This window comes from Gemmatimonas sp., from assembly GCF_044344655.1.
GTDB lineage: Bacteria > Gemmatimonadota > Gemmatimonadetes > Gemmatimonadales > Gemmatimonadaceae > Gemmatimonas.
In genome coordinates, this window is sequence record NZ_JBIJCN010000015.1 from 37,915 (window position 1) to 56,108 (window position 18,194).

At 65.7% G+C, this 18,194-nt stretch carries 16 protein-coding genes; 6 read left to right on the forward strand and 10 right to left on the reverse strand.

The features are described from left to right. Window positions 1-7: 7 nt before the first annotated feature. From pilM to ACIQ51_RS06260, 9 genes are all read right to left on the reverse strand, one after another. Window positions 8-1,051 (reverse strand): type IV pilus assembly protein PilM, encoded by a 1,044-nt coding sequence (pilM, locus tag ACIQ51_RS06220; protein ID WP_396204155.1) that lies wholly within the window; start codon window positions 1,049-1,051, stop codon window positions 8-10. Between the two features lie 218 nt (window positions 1,052-1,269). Further along, window positions 1,270-2,340, reverse strand: coding sequence for a hypothetical protein (locus tag ACIQ51_RS06225; protein ID WP_396204156.1), 1,071 nt, complete (start codon window positions 2,338-2,340; stop codon window positions 1,270-1,272). Next, a complete protein-coding gene (locus tag ACIQ51_RS06230) occupies window positions 2,337-3,212 on the reverse strand; it encodes a hypothetical protein (protein ID WP_396204157.1) in 876 nt (291 codons plus the stop codon). Before ACIQ51_RS06230 ends, ACIQ51_RS06225 begins: the two co-directional genes overlap by 4 nt. Continuing rightward, window positions 3,209-3,556, reverse strand: a complete 348-nt coding sequence (locus tag ACIQ51_RS06235; RefSeq protein WP_396204158.1) for a hypothetical protein — start codon at window positions 3,554-3,556, stop codon at window positions 3,209-3,211. Before ACIQ51_RS06235 ends, ACIQ51_RS06230 begins: the two co-directional genes overlap by 4 nt. 129 nt (window positions 3,557-3,685) lie before the next feature. Next, entirely contained in the window at window positions 3,686-4,888 is a 1,203-nt protein-coding gene (locus ACIQ51_RS06240; RefSeq protein ID WP_396204159.1) for a sensor histidine kinase, read from the reverse strand. Between the two features lie 121 nt (window positions 4,889-5,009). Next, the gene (locus tag ACIQ51_RS06245) at window positions 5,010-5,393 is read right to left on the reverse strand and encodes a type IV pilin protein (protein ID WP_396204160.1); all 384 of its coding nucleotides are present in this window, start codon (window positions 5,391-5,393) and stop codon (window positions 5,010-5,012) included. Between the two features lie 276 nt (window positions 5,394-5,669). Next, the gene (locus tag ACIQ51_RS06250) at window positions 5,670-6,053 is read right to left on the reverse strand and encodes a type IV pilin protein (protein WP_396204161.1); all 384 of its coding nucleotides are present in this window, start codon (window positions 6,051-6,053) and stop codon (window positions 5,670-5,672) included. A 234-nt stretch (window positions 6,054-6,287) separates the two neighbouring features. Continuing rightward, entirely contained in the window at window positions 6,288-7,670 is a 1,383-nt protein-coding gene (locus tag ACIQ51_RS06255; RefSeq protein WP_396204162.1) for a sigma-54-dependent transcriptional regulator, read from the reverse strand. After that, window positions 7,667-9,394, reverse strand: coding sequence for a nitrogen regulation protein NR(II) (locus tag ACIQ51_RS06260; protein ID WP_396204163.1), 1,728 nt, complete (start codon window positions 9,392-9,394; stop codon window positions 7,667-7,669). The genes ACIQ51_RS06255 and ACIQ51_RS06260 overlap by 4 nt, the downstream gene beginning before the upstream one ends. A 109-nt stretch (window positions 9,395-9,503) precedes the next feature. Here ACIQ51_RS06260 and ACIQ51_RS06265 point away from each other — a divergent pair, with 109 nt between their 5' ends. From ACIQ51_RS06265 to arfB, 3 genes are read left to right on the forward strand one after another with little or no spacing between them, the layout of a single operon-like run. Then, window positions 9,504-10,859 (forward strand): hemolysin family protein, encoded by a 1,356-nt coding sequence (locus ACIQ51_RS06265; RefSeq protein WP_396204164.1) that lies wholly within the window; start codon window positions 9,504-9,506, stop codon window positions 10,857-10,859. Further along, window positions 10,856-11,674 (forward strand): class I SAM-dependent methyltransferase, encoded by an 819-nt coding sequence (locus tag ACIQ51_RS06270; RefSeq protein WP_396204165.1) that lies wholly within the window; start codon window positions 10,856-10,858, stop codon window positions 11,672-11,674. The genes ACIQ51_RS06265 and ACIQ51_RS06270 overlap by 4 nt, the downstream gene beginning before the upstream one ends. Further along, the gene (gene arfB, locus ACIQ51_RS06275; RefSeq protein WP_396204166.1) at window positions 11,671-12,114 is read left to right on the forward strand and encodes an alternative ribosome rescue aminoacyl-tRNA hydrolase ArfB; all 444 of its coding nucleotides are present in this window, start codon (window positions 11,671-11,673) and stop codon (window positions 12,112-12,114) included. The genes ACIQ51_RS06270 and arfB overlap by 4 nt, the downstream gene beginning before the upstream one ends. A 2-nt stretch (window positions 12,115-12,116) precedes the next feature. Here arfB and ACIQ51_RS06280 read toward each other — a convergent pair whose 3' ends face one another. Then, entirely contained in the window at window positions 12,117-12,848 is a 732-nt protein-coding gene (locus ACIQ51_RS06280) for a hypothetical protein (RefSeq protein WP_396204167.1), read from the reverse strand. Window positions 12,849-13,112: 264 nt separating this feature from the next. Here ACIQ51_RS06280 and ACIQ51_RS06285 point away from each other — a divergent pair, with 264 nt between their 5' ends. From ACIQ51_RS06285 to ACIQ51_RS06295, 3 genes are read left to right on the forward strand one after another with little or no spacing between them, the layout of a single operon-like run. Continuing rightward, window positions 13,113-15,347: a peptidase domain-containing ABC transporter gene (locus tag ACIQ51_RS06285; RefSeq protein WP_396204168.1), complete on the forward strand. Its 2,235-nt coding sequence runs from the start codon at window positions 13,113-13,115 to the stop codon at window positions 15,345-15,347. Window positions 15,348-15,350: 3 nt separating this feature from the next. Further along, window positions 15,351-16,700 carry an HlyD family secretion protein gene (locus ACIQ51_RS06290; RefSeq protein WP_396204169.1) on the forward strand — a complete coding sequence of 450 codons (1,350 nt, stop codon included), beginning with the start codon at window positions 15,351-15,353 and terminating at the stop codon, window positions 16,698-16,700. Next, window positions 16,697-18,145: a TolC family protein gene (locus tag ACIQ51_RS06295; protein WP_396204170.1), complete on the forward strand. Its 1,449-nt coding sequence runs from the start codon at window positions 16,697-16,699 to the stop codon at window positions 18,143-18,145. The genes ACIQ51_RS06290 and ACIQ51_RS06295 overlap by 4 nt, the downstream gene beginning before the upstream one ends. Window positions 18,146-18,194: the final 49 nt, after the last annotated feature.

The following is an 18,194-nucleotide window of genomic DNA, read 5'->3' on the forward strand; positions in this document are numbered from 1 at the left end:
CCGGCGGTCATGCGGCGGTGCGAAGCGCGAGTCCTACTGACAGCATCAGCAGTGGCGCAACTTCGTCAGTTGACAGAAACTCAAGAGCACCGTCTCGGACCGTGAGCTTGGCGAGCGCATTGGCCGGCTGTACCGGAATGCGCAAACGCTCAGCGAGCCACGGCAGCAGGCCGGGTACACGGGCACCACCTCCGCAGGCGTAGACGGCGCGCACCTGACCGAAATGGCGCGATGACGTGGCGAGGAAGGTTGTCGCGCGCTCCAGACCGATCGCGATTTCCTCACCACGCATGGACACGGCACCATCCAACAGGGGATGACGATCGAATCCGCGCAGCAGCTCCTCGGCTTCTTCGACGCTGATGCCGTGCTCGCGCTGCAGATCCTCTCGGAAGCGGCGCGTGCCGATGCCGAGATCGCGCGTGAGGATGGGCACACCCTCGTCGAGAATGTTGAGGTTAGTGGCTTCGTTGCCGATGTTGAGCAGCGCAACGATGCCGTTCATCGCTTCCGGGTGATTCGCCTCGAAGGCATTGTGCAGGGCAAAGGCGTCCACGTCGATCACCAGGGGCGCTGCGCCGGCTTCCAGGAGCAAGGCCTGCTTCGCCTCGACCAGCTCGCGCTTGGCGGCGACGAGGAGCACGTTCATGTCGAGGCCATCGCCGTCGGGGTCCAGCACCTGAAAGTCCAGCTCCACGGAGTCCATGTCGAAGGGCACGTGCTGTTCTGCCTCCCAGCGCATCAACTCACGTGCCTGCTGTTCCTTGACCCGTTCTACCTGAATCTTCTTGACGATGACGTCGCGGCCGCCCACCGAAACCACGAGGTGCGTCGCCTTCAGACCGGTTGCGACGAGCGTCTGCCGGATGGCGTCGACCACAATCCCGTGATCCATGACCTCACCCTCGACGATGGCCGTATCGTTGAGCGGGGTGATGACGACCTTGACCAGTTCAGGGGCGGGGCTGCTGTGGTCAATGACCACGGCCTTGACGAGCCCGGAGCCGACGTCGAGCCCGACGCTGATGTTCTTCCGGCCGAAGATCGCCATGGGGATGGTGGTTGCGCAGTGAGTTTCATTCGTGCGCCTCGTTCGTTCGCAGGAACAAGACGGATTGTTCTGCTGGAACCGGCGTGTCATCCTTGAAACGACCGGAGTCTCACGAGGTAACGCCTTCCCGAGGGCGCCTGGCTGGCACGGGGGCCTACGCCGTGATAGTGTCGGCCTGCGCCTGGCGACGCTGAAGCCCCGCATGTGGTGCGGAGCGCTTACTCCACGAGCCGGTGCCAGAGGAAGAACGGGCGCGCCACGGGGCGCGCCACCGTGGCCAAGGCCATTTGTACGGCGCACCGATCGTACAGCAGACGGCTCGACGTGCCGAGGTGGGTCCCATGCTGTAGCGGATCGGCCACGACCATTGCGCCGCGGACGCGCACTTTGGCTTCGCGCAGATCCACCGGCCCTTCCACCACGACCAGCCCGGTTACGGCGAGCTCCCCCCGCACGGCCATTGGGCCACGGAGTAGTAATAGGCCATGCCATTCGGCCTCGGCCAACAAGTGCAGCAGAGAGGCTGCGAGGGCCAGCGCCCGCCAGCGCGGAGGCTCGCCGGGACTGGTCTGGAGGGTGCGCAGGGGCGCCGGAGTTGAATCGCGTACCTCGACGGGCAACCGTCCGGCGAGATCACGTACGGTGCTGTCGACTCGGGTGGCGGTGGCGACCGACACCACCGCGGCGACCGGCGCTCCGTCCCACCGTAGCCCGGCTTCGGGCCGAACGAGTGCGGCACTGGCGGGGGATACGCTCAGAGTATCACGCAGGGTTCCACAGGGACTGTCGGGGAGGGGTAGGTCACGCCCGGACAGCAGCGAGCCGTCGGCGCCGTACACCGGGCCCGTGCTGGTGATGGCGGCCATAACCGGCACCGGCGGCGGAGCGAGGTGCAGCAGCCGCACAAACTCTCGGCGTCCGGTGTCGAACGCGCGGCTCGTTGAGCGCTCGGCGCGTGCCCGCAGCCACGCGACCATCGGGGCCGTGCGTACCCACTCCACATGCACTCGTACGCCAGCTTGAGTAACGAGGGTGCGGGATACGACAGAACCCAGCGCACGTGTCCAGAGCGAATCGGCGGACCACTGCCCAAGCGTGAGGGCCATGCCTTCGGCACCGGCCGCGTGCGCTTCCTCGGCCCGCGTGGCCAGATCCCCCGCGCGGGTAGCGCGCAAGGCCGTGGTGACGAAGGCGAACGCCAGCACTCCGGCAGCAGCAACCACCACTATCACGAACGGCAACACATAGCCGAGCCGATCGCGTCCCCACGCACTCCGCCGGGGCGTCACTGTGCTAGTCGGCGGGAGATCCTCGCGCGCAGCACCAATTCCATCAGCATGGAGTCGGCCGGAACAGTCGCGGTGCCTGTCCCGAGCAGTGGGATACGCCGCGGCGTGCGCAATAGGAGGCGAACGGCAGCCGCGGAATCCGTCGGAGCCGGAGCGCCCTGCGCATCGATGACAACCGCCTGCATGCCGCGTTGTGTCGGCGGCAGCAGGGGACCGGCGGCCGGCTGGAGGCCTTCCCAGACGAGACCGTCGCGCGTGCGGCGGCCCAGCCACCAGTGGTTGCCGCTTCGATAGTGCTGATAGCGCACCCCCCGCTGTACAAGTATGGGGGTTCCGGCAGCCATCGGCGGATGCGAATCGGCAAAGGCGAGGCGGAATCGGCGGCCCACGAGGGTGTTGAACACGCCGCAGCCACCGCGGCCGACTGACTGCGGGGGGCTGGCTACGATCCGGGTGCGTTCGCGCGGAGCGGCCGCCGGTTCACTTGACGTTTCGTAGCCGCGCACCACGTCTCCCGGCCGCACGCCAATTACCCAGGCATCATCGGAGCGCGCCGGAGCCGCTACGACCACCGTGGATGCCGTTGGTTGCTCGCACAGCTGCAGCACCCCGAGATGTGCGTGCACTTCGATGAGCGAGTCCGTCACCGCGACGAGGTCACGCGGTTCGAGTGGCTCCAAATCATCGCGCAGCACTGCGTGTGCGTGGCGCAGTTCGCGCACGGACGCCAGCAGTGCGCTCTGGGTCCGCGTAACGCGCGCAATTTGTACGATGAGCATGGCCGCCGCCGTGGCGGCGATGATCGCGAAGGGCAGCGACACTAATAGTTCGATCAGGGAATGGCCGCGGCGTGCGCGGCGTGACGCTTTCATTGCTCGCACCACACCTTCGTGCTGGTGCTGTCGCGATGCGTGCGACCGGATGGTCCGCCGGCGAGCGGCGCGCGGCGCCAAACGGACGACACGAACACGCCGGTCGCAAGACCATCGCCGCTGGGTGCGGCACGTACGCGCAACCGGGAGACGGCGACGGAGGACCCGGTGACACCCCGGCAACCATGACGGGCAGCCTCCGCGAGGGCAGCAGTCGTGTACTGCGCCACCACAGCCTGCATCCGTACGGTGTCGACGAGATGCGCCGAGGTAGAGGCGGCGAGCAGAAGCAATGTGCTGGCGGTGGTCAGCACCATGAGGGCGACGCACGATTCCAATAGCACGCGACCTCGACGAGTGGGCGCTCTGAACGAACGCCGCGAGCGCGGCTGCGAATGGTAGACGGAGAAGGTCATGGGGACATGCTACGTCACCCAGCCTACACCGCCGTCACCAGAACATCGCGTGCCTGCTCAATTGAACGCGCCGGCGCTCTCCTGCGGAAAGGCAGCCATGCCGCCTTCGTGCAGCGGTAGCAAGATCACAAACGCAGCGCCCCCTTCGCGCGCCCGCTGCACCCAAATGGTACCGCCGAGGTTCTCGATGGTTGTCGCTACGATCGCCAGACCGAGACCCGTCCCCTTCCCCGGCTGTTTGGTCGAAAAGAAGGGTTCGAAAATGCGCTCCGTATCTTCCGGTGCCACACCGGTGCCGGAGTCGGCCACGAGCACCTCGAGAAGGCGCGACGGTGACGCCGGTCGGGCGAGCCAGGCGAGCGCCCGCTTGCCGGGACGGTGGGGCCACTGGGGGGTGCCGGCATCGGTTCGCCGCTGCTCGCTGCTCTTGAAAAACGCCACGGCATCGATGATGCGCGACCGGATCACGATTTCCCCATCACGGTCCATGGCATCGACGGCATTCAGGAGCAGGTTGACGAACACCTGCTCGAGGTCGTGCCGCTCGGTGTACACCACGCCGTCCGGTGCCCCGAGCTCCAGCGATACCTGCATGCGTCGCGTGATCCCCTGGTCACCAAGGAAGCGCAGAACGTCGTGGATCACCTCATCGACGACGACCGGTGTTGGGGTGAGGTGCCGCGGGCGGGCGTAATCGAGGAGACCGCGCATGATGCGATCGATGCGTGCGATCTCCCGCTCGAGGGCATCGAGTGGCTCGGCCGTGCCGTCGACGTCCTTCGTCCGCATACGCAGGACATGGGTGTAGTTGGCGATCGCTGAAACAGGATTCCCGATTTCATGGGAGATGCCCGTCGCAATTCGCCCCATCGTCGCCAGCCGTTCGACGCGCATACGGGACCGGGTGGCCGCATGCAGCTGGTCCGTCATGCGGTTGATGCTGCTGGCCAGCTGATCAAATTCGAGCGTACTGGCCGGTGGCACCTTCTGCGTAGTATCGCCGCTGGCAATTGCATCAGCGGCCTTCACGCAGTAACCGAGCGGCGCCTCGATCAGCTCAGCAACCTGGCGCTGCAGTGCGCGGGCTGACGTGACGGCCACAAGACACACCAATAGCCCCGCGATCGGCCACCGGACCGCGGCCACCAGCTGCTCGGTGGACCACATCGTGATGATGATCGCAATAATGAGTCCGGCGCTGGCGATTATGAGGACTCGCTGCAGCCGATCGTGAATGCGTGGGCGCTTGAGATCAGTCACGGCTTTCTGGCCGGTCGAATCACCCGAAGGACAAACACGTGGTGGTGGACCTTGGCGACTGCGCGGCGAGGGGGCGGATCATTGCCTGCCCCCTCGCCGGCCTCAGAGGAGCTGGTGGCGCCTAACGGCAGGCCGGGCCGCCCGGCTCGCCTTCGGCGAGAGGGGCCACGACGCCCGTCCCGACCCCGATGGTGCAGCTCGCGCCGGCGGCGTTCGCGTGCGTCGCCGTGGCCGACCAGCCGGTCGCGGTGCCACTCCCGGAGATGATCACGCCCGACGACCCCGTCGTCGGGAACGTGAAGGTCGCATAGCCCGTCGCGGGGTTGTCCGAGAAGTGCGCTTCGGCGGCCGAGACGAGGTTCTTCAGATCCGACTTCATGGCCGTGATGTACGCCTTGCGCTTGGTATCGGCGAACTTCGGAATTGCGATCGCGGCGAGGATGCCGATGATGACGACGACAATCAGCAGTTCGATCAGCGTGAAGCCCTTTCGAGTGCGACGCATGGTATGGTCCTCAAGAGGTGGGGGTATTTCGCCTGGGCCGTTACCGACCCTCGACGCCCCGACAATGAGCAACGTGCATACCATGAAGCCGAGAGTTCGCAAGTCATTCATCAACCATGCTTTACCACGTTCACACCAGCACTCGACAGCGATCTGGGCCCAGTGTTTTGCACGATGCATCGCGAACTGCAAGAGCGCGCGTCCACACCATCCGGAGGCGAGGTCTTCGCATCGTATAGCGCAGCGGATCAAGGATGCTTTGACGATGAGTACGACTTACCGACAGGCCGATCCTCCCGGCTCGCCTTCGGAGAGCGGGGCCACGACGCCCGTCCCGACCCCGATGGTACAGCTCGCGCCGGCCGCGTTCGCGTGCGTCGCCGTGGCCGACCAGCCGGTCGCGGTGCCGCTCCCGGAGATCATCACGCCCGCCGACCCCGTCGTCGGGAACGTGAAGGTCGCATAGCCCGTCGCGGGGTTGTCCGAGAAGTGCGCTTCGGCTGCCGAGACGAGGTTCTTCAGATCCGACTTCATGGCCGTGATGTACGCCTTGCGCTTGGTATCGGCGAACTTCGGAATGGCGATCGCGGCGAGGATGCCGATGATGACGACGACAATCAGCAGTTCGATCAGCGTGAAGCCTTTGCGCGTGCGATGCATAGTCCGTCTCCAGTGTATGGTGGGGAGTCCGTTGAGGCGGCGGAACGAGGCGTGCGCTCAACACCCACGGTCGTGGCAATGGCTTTGCCAAGACGGTGTCCACAAGAAGCCGCCTTGCGCGACCGCGCGTCGCACCATTGCCACGCCGACCCGCCCGGTAGTACGCACCGATGCGCATCCTGCCTCCGCGGTCACAGCGAGGGGAGGCGGAGTGGAGTGGTCAGTCGTCGGAGATCAGGCGTCGCCGTATCTGGCGAGTTTCCGATACAGGGTGGACGGATCGATGCCCAGCAGGTCGGCCGCCCGGCTCTTATTGCCGCCCTCGGTGTGGAGCACCCACTGGATATACGCCCGCTCGATTGCTTCGAGCGTAGGGGTGTCCGGCGTGCGTTCGCTCACCAGCGGCTCGGCGCACCGCACCGTAACGCGCTCGGGCAGTGCGTCCACGTGAATCGTGTTCCCCGAGGACAAGATCACCGCCCGTTCCAGCGCATTCTCGAGTTCGCGCACATTGCCTGGCCAGCGGTAGGCGAGAAGAGCCTCGAGGGCATCCTCGGCCAGTACCTTCTGCGGTTCGCCGCGCTGCTCTGCCGAACGCGCGAGGAAGCTGGCGGCCAGCAGTGGGATGTCTTCGGCTCGCTGCCGTAGGGGGGGAAGGTGCATGGCGATCACATTGAGCCGATAGAACAGATCAGCCCGGAAGGCCCCGCGTTTGATCTCCTCTTCGAGGTCACGGTTGGTGGCGGCCAGGACGCGGGTGTTGACCGCGATGGGTTCGGTAGCCCCTACGGGGATGACCTCCCGCTGCTGCAGGACGCGGAGGAGCTTGACCTGTGTGGCCGGCGTGGTCTCGCCGATCTCGTCGAGGAAGAAGGTGCCGCGGTCCGCAGCAGGAAAGAGCCCGGTTTTGTCCTTCACGGCCCCGGTGAACGCGCCCTTCACGTGACCGAACAGCTCACTCTCCAGCAGCGATTCCGGCAGCGCCCCGCAGTTGATGGACAGGAAGCTGCGATCGACGCGCGCGCTCAGCTCGTGGATGTATCGCGCAATCACCTCCTTGCCCGTCCCCGACTCGCCCGTGATGAGCACGGTGCTGTCGGTGGGTGCGACCATTTCCGCGAGACGCAGCACCTCCATCCACGACTTGCTGCGCCCTACCGGGCGCCCGCTCGCGCACGTGTCGCGACGACGAATTTCTTCCTTGAGCGAATGGTTCTCCACGCGCAGGCGGCGGTGCTCCGCGGCGCGCCGAAGGATGGCCACGAGCTCGTCGTTACGGAACGGCTTCTGGATGTAGTAGAACGCACCTTCGTTGACCGCCTGCATCGCTGACTGCAGCGTGGCCTGGGCGGTCATGAGAATGACGGGCAGGTCGGCATCCACCTGCCGCGCGTGACTGAGGACCTGCACGCCGGTCACGTCGGGCATGCGTACGTCGGTCAGCACGATGTCTGGTTGGAGAGTATCGATGGTGTCGATACCCTGGCGCCCGCCGTGGGCCGTGAAGGGCGCGAACCCCTCGGACTTGAGCAGGATGCGCAGGGAATCAAGCATCCCCGATTCATCGTCCACGATGAGCACGCGCGGCGTGCCGGCGGCCGGAGCAATGACGGTCACGGGGCGGCTCCGTTGTTCCGGTTGCTGATGAGAGGAATGGCTGCCGGCTCAGGGGTCGATCCCGTGAGGACCACGCTGAAGCGCGTCCCTTTGGGTAAGCGATCCACCAGGACCACCCCGCGATGCGCTTCGACCGCGCGGTGCACGACCGGCAAGCCAAGCCCGGTCCCGCCGCGCTTGTCGCTGACGAACGGCTCGAAGAGGCGCTCCTCGAGGGCCGCGGGGATGCCCGGCCCGTCGTCGGTCACGGTGATGGCGATGAGGTCTCCGGTCACCGACGCGGAGGACCCATCGACGCCATCCGGCGCCCGCCGGTCCACATCGACGAACACATGTCCATCGGCATCCACCGCCTGAATGGCGTTGAGAACAAGATTGAAGACGGCGCGGTGCAACAGATCCTCGTCACCGTGCAGCCGCGGGAGATCGGGCCCCACGTTGACCTGGACCTGCACGCCGGGACCCCGGTCTGGGTGTGATGCCGCGAGCATCGTCGCCGTCTGCACGAGCGCTCCCACATCGAGGAGGTCGAGCCGTGCGACGCGCGTGCGCGCGAAATCGAGAAAATCAGCCAGCAGTCGACTCAGGCGATCCGTTTCACGCACGATCAGCCCGTGCAGAATGCGCTCGTCCTCGTCGTCGCTGGCAGTGGAAGGACGACGGCGCGCCAACTGTTCGGTGGCGCTGCGAATCGAGGCGAGTGGGTTACGAATCTCGTGCGCCAACGAGGCACTGAGTTCCGCCACGGCCTGCAGCCGTTCTGCGCGGATGTGCAACGCCTGCAGCCGCTTGCTATCGGAGATATCCTGAAAGATCGCCGTGGCGGTGACCGTACCATCCGGTCGCGTTCCATCAGCGATGGTGGTGGTGACGCCGATCTCGACGTCGTCGTTGCCGCGGTGGATGGTGCCCTCAGCGCGCGCGATGCGCTCCCCGTATCTGGCGCTGCGCTCGAGGAGGTTGGCCAGTTGGGGCGCCACCCCGAGCAGCGTAGGGAGGAGCGGCTTGCCAATGAGGGCGCAGAGCTCCACCCCCAACAACTCGGTTGCGGCGGGATTGGCGTACAACAGGCGCCCCTGCCTGTCGACGGTGACGATGCCTGAGCGAATGGTGCGCAGAATCTCGGCTGCTTCGAGCTGCACCTTCACGAGCTGCTGCGCGAGTGCCTCCCGGCCGGAGCCTGCCTGCCGAAGGCGCAGCGCCACATAACCAGAACCGACGGCGACCACCGCGAAGACCGCCGCCTGCACCCCGATGCCGACATACGGGGTGCCCGGTCGTAGCCAGAGCACATCGGCGGTGTACAAGGCGCAGGCGCCGACCGCCACGGCCATCCCTCCCCTCAGGGGAAGCATTAGCGCGGCGCTGGCAATCACGAGGATGTACAGCGCGGCAAACTGGGAGCTCCATCCGCCGGTGATATGCACCACGGCCGTGACGAGCAGAAGGTCGATGGTGCTTTGGCCCGCGACGAACGCCAGGGGGAGGGGGCGTTCCTCCATATGGGCGTACGCGACGGACCCGACGGTGGCAAGCATAGCCACGGCGAAGGCCAGCGTGGCGACCAGCGTGTCCGCCGGGGCCGCGTTGTTCCACACCAAGACGGCCGCCACCAAGATGGCACAGGACAGCACCCCCCGCCCCAGCCACACCCAGCGCAGCACGCGCCTGGGCTCGAGCAGCTCCTGTTCAGGATCCTGGGCAAAGGCCGGTGGGTAGCGCACTCAGCGGTGGAGTCGGGGGTCGTGCACTTTGCCGTACCCGCGCATTTTCGCGGATATTGCAGATCGCACTACCCTGACGAATCAGGCGCCGGCTCGTTTCCTTTCTTGCATGCTTGTCGACCCTCCGTTGGCCCCTGAGCCCGACCTGACGTTTGGCACCGTATCGGTCCGGCTGCTGTTCGTGCTGCTGCTCGTGCTGCTGAACGCCTTCTTCGTAGCTGCCGAGTTTGCCTTGGTGGCGGCGCGGCGCAGCAAGATCGACCAATTGGCCGCCGAGGGGGACCGAAGCGCCGCGGTCGTGCAACGGGCCCTGTCCCAGCTGGACCGCTACATATCGGGAACGCAACTGGGGATCACCCTGGCCTCGCTCGCCTTGGGATGGATCGGTGAACCAGCGCTGGCCGTGCTGGCCGACAAAGCGTTGCATCTCGTGGGGGTCGACCCGGCCCCCGGCGCCGTGCACACCGGTGCGGGGATCGCCGTGGCATTCCTCGTGATCACCTTCCTGCACATCGTGCTGGGCGAGCTGGCACCCAAGTCGATCGCTCTGGCGAAGCCGGAGGCGGTCAGCATGCTCGTGGCCCGGCCGCTCATGCTCTTCTCGCAAGCCATGTCGCCATTCATTGGCCTGCTGAATGGCGCAGCGAATCGCATGCTGGGATGGATGGGCATCGCCCCCGCTTCGGAAGGCGGGCATGTGCATAGCCCAGAGGAACTCCGGCTGCTCGTCATGCAGGCCCGCGCCCATGGAACGCTCGACGAGTCCGACTCGGCGATGCTGGCCGGCGTGTTCGATTTCCACAACAAACGGGCACTCGACGTGATGCGTCCCCGGACCGACATGGTCGCGATCGCGGAGGACGTGGAACGCGCCGAGCTCGTCGACATCCTCCGGCGGGAACGCTATTCCCGGTACCCGGTCTATCGCGAGACGGCCGACGATATCGTGGGAGTGTTTCTCGCCAAAGACTTCTGGCTCTCGGAGTATCCAGAGTCGTTCGAGCTGCGGGACCACCTGCGGGAGCCGCTCTTCGTACCCGCGACCCGCGCCGCCGAGCGGGTGTTGGATGACCTGCGTCGCACGCGCGCCCACCTCGCGGTGGTGCTCGACGAGTACGGAGGCACCGCCGGCATCGTGACGATGGAGGATCTGGTGGAAGAGGTGATCGGCGATATCGCTGACGAGTACGATCCACTGTCGCGCGACGCCCTGCTCTTCGAGGGCGTATTGGAGCTCGCGGGGTCGATGTCGTTGGTCGACGTGCGCTCCGATCATAAACTGCCGATCCCCGAGGGGGATTGGAGCACGCTGGGTGGATACGCGTTCGCAGCCCTTGGCCGGCTGCCGAAGGTGGGTGATCGCGTGAACTATCCCGAGGGGGAACTCGAGGTGGTCGCCATGGATGGACGCCGTGTCGCGGCCCTTCGCGTGCACCGGCGCACCGAACCGGTGGAGGCACCATGACGGGCAGTACTGCAACACGACGCATGCTCAGCTCAGCGGGTGTGGCCACGTTGCTCGCCATCGTGTTCGCCTGTGGGGCGAACGCCGAGGGGGCTACGCGTGGCCGCGGGACCGGCGTGGTGACGGTCCATCAGGACACCATAGGGCCGGCGGCCCCGCCGGGTGCCCCCGCGTCGCAGTTTCCGGCGCCACGTCGCGAAGTGGCCGATATCGTGGCCCCGCGCTGGACAGCCGAAGATACGCGTGACGACGCTGGTGAATTCGCAACCGTAGCGAAAATTGCCGGGATCCGTGAAGGACAGCGGGTGGCCGACATCGGCGCCGGTGATGGCTATTATGTCGCCCGCCTTGCCCCGCTCGTGGGTGCAACGGGGACGGTGTATGGTCAGGACATCGTGCCGGAGTACCTCGGCCTGTTGCAGCGTCGTGTCCGTGACGATGGGTTGACGAACGTGCGTGTGGTGTTAGGGGAGCCACACGATCCGCGACTTCCGGCGCGCGGAGTGGACGTGGCCCTCATGATCCACATGTACCACGAGATTGCGCAGCCCTTTGCACTGCTCTGGAATTTGGCGTCGGCCATGCGACCGGGCGGAACGCTCGTGATCCTCGACCTCGAGCGGCCCACCTATGCGCACGGGACACCCCCCTCGCTCCTGCGCTGTGAACTGGCGGCCGTGGGCTATCGGGAGCGGTCGTTCACGCGCACCGGCCCGGACGAGTATGTGGCGGTGTTTGTCGCACCAGACAGCGCCCAACGCCCCGCACCGAGCGACATCAGCGCCGCGCTGCAGGCGCGCCGATGCCGCGCATGATGCCCGGCCCGAGTGATGAAGCACTCGACGTTGCCCCGGGCGTACGCATTCCGCTGCACGAGATCATGGTGCAGGCAATTTCTGGGGGAGGTCCCGGTGGGCAGCACGTAAACAAGAGTGCCACGCGGATCGCCCTACAATGGAACGTGCGCACCACGCGCGCGCTCCGTGAGGATCAACGCGAACGCGCGCTGGCCAAACTCGGCTCACGACTGGACAGCGACGGCGCGGTGCGGATCGTGGCGGGCGAGTATCGAAGCCAGCAGCAGAACCGCCGCGCCGCGCTCGAGCGGCTCCGGGAGCTGGTGGCGCGGGCACTCCTCGTGCCGCGCGTGCGCCGCGCCACGAAGCCTACGCGCGGATCAATCGAGCAGCGTCTCACCTCGAAGAAGCGCCAGGGAGCGCGGAAGCAGGAGCGTCGGCGCGATTTTGACGACTGAGGTCAGAAGATGATCATGTTGACGCCGGCATAGTAGGAGACGAAGTCGGCACGTCCACGAGCCGGAACCGGCGCCCTGTTGCTATTGAACGCCTGCTGTACACGCTCGGCGGTGAGGTAGCGGACGTCGTCATGGCGCAGAAACCGTGCGCCAAGATCAATGCGCACCGGCGTGCGCCCCTCCGTCACGCGGATGTACGCGCCGACAGCGCCACCGTACGCCCACACCGCATCACTCGAATTGGTGGTGCTGGCAAAGGGTGAGTTGACGTTCTGCGAACCCTCCACCGTGCTTTCGGTCCAGAACACCGAAAAACCACCAAGGGCCGTCGCGTACGGGGTGAACACGCCCGAGGGGCCCAACAGCTGGGGGCCTGCCACCACCGAGGCGATGTTGCTCGATGTGCGAAGGTCCAGCTGGATCAGCCCACCGGTGCCCGCCATCGGAATCCGCCGCCGATTGTTGGCATACGAGACGAGGGAGAAGTCACCCCGCACGTTCAGGATCTTGTTGGCATCGACGGCGCGCAGAAGATACGCCCCGAACCCGAAGCCGTTGCCGGTGTTCTCGCCAAACGACCCGCTCGGCTCGGTCACCTGCAGATGGGCGCCGAAGGAGCCCTGGCCGGAGGGCGCTTGGGAGTCAATCGCGGTACGGCTCTGGGCCTGCAGCCCGGAGGGCATCGCAAAGAGCGGGGCCACCGCGGCAGCCGCCAGGAAAAGAAGAGTACGCATGCGCTACTATACGCCGGAGGGTACGAAAAGTGTCACGATGGAACACATTCAGAAAATCTAAGCAACTCTTTGAGATACATCTCCTTGAATCCCGAGCGACGGCGTCGCAATTATCGCTTGATTCCATAGTCTCAGCCCGCGGCCGGAGTTCATCGACTCCGGCTGGGGAAGCATTCCGCCCTGCTGTCCATTAGGGGCAGGCAGGGGTGAGCGCGGCGGCAGCACCGGGCTCCACCACCCTCTCCTTGTTCCTGCACAGCGAGCATGTCTGCACAGGCTACCCGCGTCAATCAATTGATCTCCGAGGCCCTCGGCCTCGATGTCGATCAGGCCCGCTGGCGTGCACTGACGCGTCAGGTCTCGCCGCAGGATCCGCTGGCCGGCCGTCTGCGCTCGGTGGGCGGTGCCGTTGATGTGGGCTACCTCGACCGGCAGCTGTCACTGGCCGAGCTCCGGCTGGCCATTGCCGAGCGCCAGTTACCGCTGGTGCTGCCCGCTGCGAATGAGCAGGATGTGGCCGTGCTGTACGCCACCGGTGACGGGCACGTGCGCGCCGTCATGATTCCGCGGGATGGAACGTCGTGGGACATCGATGCGCCTGACGGCAACCTGGCTGAAGCAGTCTGTAAGCAGCTGGCGCGCAGCGGCACCGTCCCGGCCCTCGCCCCCATGGCGCTTCGGTCTTCGACCGCAGGGCACGGCGATGCGATGCCCCACAGCCCGGTCGGCCCGGAGAAGCCGGGCGACGGAGAAGTGCCTCGTACACCGATCGAGCGTACCCTTGCGCTGCTGGCGCGTGAAAAACGCGAGATTCTCACGGTGTTCTTCTATGCCACGCTTGCCGGTGGCCTGAGCCTCATTCTGCCGCTTGCGGTGGGCGGGATTGTACAGCTGGTGCAGGGACGGCTCTTCCTGCAGCCGGTCGTGGTGCTCATCTCGTTCGTGATCCTCGGCACGATCGTGGCGGGCGTGCTCCAGATCGGCATCCTCAAGGTGGTCGAACGCATTCAACAACGGGTGTTGGCCCGCATGGCGCTCGAATTCGCCTTCCGTGTGCCGCGCATGAAGTACTCAGCGTCGCTGCAGCAGAACCTGCCTGAACAGATGAATCGCCTGTTCGAAGCGGTCGCCATCCAGAAGGGTGTGCAGAAGTTGCTGGTCGACGTGCCGACGGCACTGCTCACCATTCTGTTCGGCCTGATTCTCCTCACCGTATACAGTCCGTGGTTCTCGCTGTTCGCGGTGGTGGTGATCTTCATTCTGTATCTGATCATCCGGTGGACAGGCCCCGAGGGGCTCGAGACCTCGATCGTCGAATCGAAGTACAAGTACAAGGCGGTCCACTGGCTGGAGGAGATCGCACGCGCCGTCCATGCCTTCAAGTACGCCGGTGATTCCACGCTGCCCGTGGAGCGCATGGATGATGTGATCACCGGCTACCTGAAGTACCGCAAAAAGCATTTTGCGGTGCTCGTGAAGCAGACCATCGCGCTGATTGGCTTCAAGACGTTCATCACCGCGGCCGTGCTGATCATCGGCGCGACGCTGGTACAGACCAACCGCTTGCTGCTCGGACAGTTCGTGGCGGCCGAAGTAGTGATCGTGACGGTTCTTGTCGGCGTGGAGAAACTGATCAGCAGCCTTGGCACGGTCTACGATGTGCTCACGTCAGTCGACAAGGCTGGTCACGTGGCGGACCTGCCCCTCGAGAGCCGAGGGGGGCTCGCGCCGATCCACACCCCTGGCCTTGGCGTGGCAATCGAAACGCGTGATCTCCGCTACCGATACCCCGGAGCCCCCAGAGCATCGGTAACGAACGTGTCCCTGCGTGTGGCACCGGGTGAACGCGTGGCCTTCATGGGTATCGATGGTTCCGGCCGAAGCACGATCATCAAGCTGCTCGCCGGGCTCATCGACGACTACGATGGCACAATCCGTTTCGACGGCGTCACCCTGCGCGATCTTGATCGCCCAGCGCTGCGTGCCCGTATCGGACAGATGCTGTCATGGACCGACCTCTTCGACGGCACCATCGAGGAGAACGTGAGCGTCGGCCGCGCACACATCACGCCGCTCGACGTGCGTGAGGCGCTCGACGACCTCCAACTGACGGACGAAATTCAGCACCTCCCACAAGGCATTCAGACGGAGGTCACCAACAGCGCGCGCAACCTGCCGGCGCACCTCGCCAACAAGCTCCTCGTGGCACAGGGCATCGTGGGTCGTCCGCGCATGGTGGTGTTCGACGATTTCTTCCAGAACCTCGATTCGGCCTCCCGGTCACTCATCGTCCGCCTGCTCACCGACCGTGCTCGCCCATGGACGGTCCTCGCCGTCTCACACGATCCGCAGCTGCTCGCGGCCTTCGACCGCGTGATCGTGGTGCACGACGGCACCATCGTGCGCGAAGGACCGTTCGCGGAGCTGCGCAAGGATCCGATCTGCCGAAGCCTGCTGCACGAATACGTGCATGACCCTCTTGGCACCACCGGAGCCTGACCCATGGCCGCCTCCGATATCAATATCGAACGCGAACTCAAGGACCTGCCGCTCGAAACGACCGTACTACTCGGCAGGGCCGACAGTGGACGTATCGTCTCCCGGTGGCTCCTTGGCATCCTCGCGGTCCTCTTCGCAATTCTGTTTCTCCCCTGGCAGCAGAACGTGCAGGGGAACGGCATGGTGACCGCTCTCAGCCCAGCCGACCGCCCGCAGCAACTGCAGACGAGAATCGACGGACGCATCGAAGCGTGGTTCGTCGCCGAAGGGCAGTTTGTGAAGAAGGGCGACTCGATTGTCCGCATCTCCGAAATCAAGGAAGACTATCTCAATCCCAACGTCCTGCCGCTCACGCAGCAGCAGCAGAGCGCCAAGGAAAACGCCATCGCCGAGAAGCTCAACAAGGCGGCCGCGCTCGACGTGCAGATCACGCAGCTCGAGCAGCAGCGGGACTTCAAGGTTCAGCAGACGCGCAACAAGGTGCTGCAGTATCAGGCCGAGGTGCGTCAGGCCACCCTCGAAGACTCGGTGGCCCGCGACCAGCTGCGCCGTCGGGAGCGGCTCTTCCGCGACACGCTCGGGTTGGTATCGGTAAACGACCTGCAAACCTTCCAGATCCGCGTGCAGAGCGCCGCCGCGAAGCTGGTCGAGAAGCAGCAGATGCTGCTGATCACACAGACCGATCTCCAGAGCATTCCGGCTGAATACGGCGAGAAGATTGCCAAGTCGCGCTCGGATCGCGCGGCCACGCTGTCGGAAGTGAGCGAAGGGCGCTCGGAGGTAGCCAAGCTCCGTGACAAGGTCGGATCGCTCACCATCCGCAACTCGTTCTACGTGATTGAGGCGCCACAGGATGGCTACGTGGTGCGTGCCACACGGGCGGGTCAGGGCGAAATCGTGAAGGCCGGTGAGCCGATCGTGACGGTGCAGCCGGCGCGACCGCGCAAGGCGGTCGAGCTGTACGTGAAACCGATGGACGTGGCGTTACTCAAGCCGGGGCGGCACGTGCGCGTGTTCTTCGACGGGTGGCCCGCCCTGCAGATCTCCGGTTGGCCGCAGGTGGCGGTGGGCACGTTCGGCGCACAGGTGGTGGTGATCGATCAGTTCCCCAGCAGCGACGGACGGTTCCGCGTGCTGCTGGTGCCGGACACCACGCACGACGAGCCGTGGCCGGCCCAGTTGCGCCTCGGCACCGGCGTGGAAGGGTGGGCGATGCTCGACAACGTGACGGTGGGCTGGGAAATCTGGCGGACGCTCAACGGCTTCCCGCTCTCGATCAAGCCCGGCGATGCGCTCCCCGGCGATGCCGTGGCGGGAGAGAAGGGTGGCAAGGGTGGTGGAGGCACGAAGTGAGTCGTCACCTCCTGGTGATCCTCGCGGCGGGTATTGCGCTGGCGCCGCTGCAGGCGGCCCCGGCGCAGGACCTGTCGGCCGACACCACCGGCGTGCCGTTCACCTTCCCCGCGTTCGTCGATGCCGTGTTGGCCAACCACCCGGTGTCGCAACAAGCGCGGCTCGTGGCGGAACAGGCACGGGCGGAGTTGCGGCAGGCGTGGGGTGCCTTCGACCCGAAACTCGTCGCCTCCTGGGATCAGAAGCGCTTCGGCGGCACGGAGTACTTCAAGTACTTCGATGCCGAAATGAAGATTCCGCTCCCGATCGGCGCCGATGTGACCCTCGCGTTCGATCGGACCATGGGGCGCTACAGCAATCCCGATCGGCGCACGACGGGTGACGGCACGTTCACCGCAGGGATCTCCCTCCCGCTCGGACAGCGGATCATCACCGACGAGCGGCGCACGGCGCTGCGTCAGGCCCGGGCGGCGCGGGATGCGGGAGATGCCGAACGGATCGGCATCCTCAACAAGCTGCTGTTCAGTGCGGCGAAAGACTACGGCGCGTGGTATGAGACGTGGCGCCGCCGCGTGATCGCGGTGGAGGGGGAAGGGCTGGCGGACTTCCGCCTGCGCGCCATCCGCCAGCGCGTGGCCAACGGCGAGAGTGCCCCGATCGATACGATCGAGGCGCTGCTCGAGTTGCAGCGCCGCCAGGTGACCCGCTACGAGACGGAGGCCGCGTTCTACATCGCCACGCTCAACCTCACGGCCTACGTCTGGGATGCCGAGGGTCGACCGGCGGCCTTACCCGCTGATGCGGCGCCCGTGCTCACCGGCCTTGGGCGCGGCGGCCTGGACTCCACGCAGCTCAACCGCCTGCTCGAGACGGCCACGGAGCGGAACCCCGATCTGCTCAAGGTGCGCGCGAAGGTTCAACAGGCTGAGGCGGAGCGCCTTCTTGCCACGCAGGGGCTGCTGCCCTTCGCCGAGGCCAAACTGGCTGGCTTGGGCGAGCGCGGGGCGGACCAGCCGTTCTTCAATCGCAGCCGCCTCGATGACAACTACAAGGCGGGCCTCACGGTGGCCGTCCCGATGCTGTTCCTCAAGGAGCGAGGAAAGTTCGGCGCCACGGGTGCCAAGCTCGAGTTCCAGGAGTACGAGCAGGATCGGTTGCGGCGAGACGTGGAGTACGATGTGCGCGCGTCGATCTTCGATCTCGCCAATCTCGAGCGGCTCCTCGAGCGGCAGGTGGGCAGCGTGCGGAATGCGCGCCTGCTGCGTGACGCGGAGCAGGTACGCTTCGAGAACGGTGAAAGCACCCTGCTCATTCTGAACATCCGGGAACGGCTGGTGCTCGATGAGGCCGCCAAACTGGCGGCAATGGAGGCCAAGGTCGCCTCGGCTCGCGGAGCGCTCGCCCTGGCAACCGGCGATCGCTCCCTGCTGACCCTCCCCCGCTGATTCCCGGATAGATTGTCATCATGACCGACCGTTTCTGGGACGAGGATGA

Bases quoted from the DNA above. Each gene is read 5' to 3' on its own strand.
- ACIQ51_RS06230 (WP_396204157.1), bottom strand. From the start codon at position 3,212: ATGAAAGCGTCACGCCGCGCACGCCGCGGCCATTCCCTGATCGAACTA.
- arfB (WP_396204166.1), top strand. From the start codon at position 11,671: ATGATGCCCGGCCCGAGTGATGAAGCACTCGACGTTGCCCCGGGCGTA.
- ACIQ51_RS06265 (WP_396204164.1), top strand. From the start codon at position 9,504: ATGCTTGTCGACCCTCCGTTGGCCCCTGAGCCCGACCTGACGTTTGGC.
- ACIQ51_RS06285 (WP_396204168.1), top strand. From the start codon at position 13,113: ATGTCTGCACAGGCTACCCGCGTCAATCAATTGATCTCCGAGGCCCTC.
- pilM (WP_396204155.1), bottom strand. From the start codon at position 1,051: ATGGCGATCTTCGGCCGGAAGAACATCAGCGTCGGGCTCGACGTCGGC.
- ACIQ51_RS06250 (WP_396204161.1), bottom strand. From the start codon at position 6,053: ATGCATCGCACGCGCAAAGGCTTCACGCTGATCGAACTGCTGATTGTC.
- ACIQ51_RS06280 (WP_396204167.1), bottom strand. From the start codon at position 12,848: ATGCGTACTCTTCTTTTCCTGGCGGCTGCCGCGGTGGCCCCGCTCTTT.
- ACIQ51_RS06290 (WP_396204169.1), top strand. From the start codon at position 15,351: ATGGCCGCCTCCGATATCAATATCGAACGCGAACTCAAGGACCTGCCG.
- ACIQ51_RS06245 (WP_396204160.1), bottom strand. From the start codon at position 5,393: ATGCGTCGCACTCGAAAGGGCTTCACGCTGATCGAACTGCTGATTGTC.
- ACIQ51_RS06270 (WP_396204165.1), top strand. From the start codon at position 10,856: ATGACGGGCAGTACTGCAACACGACGCATGCTCAGCTCAGCGGGTGTG.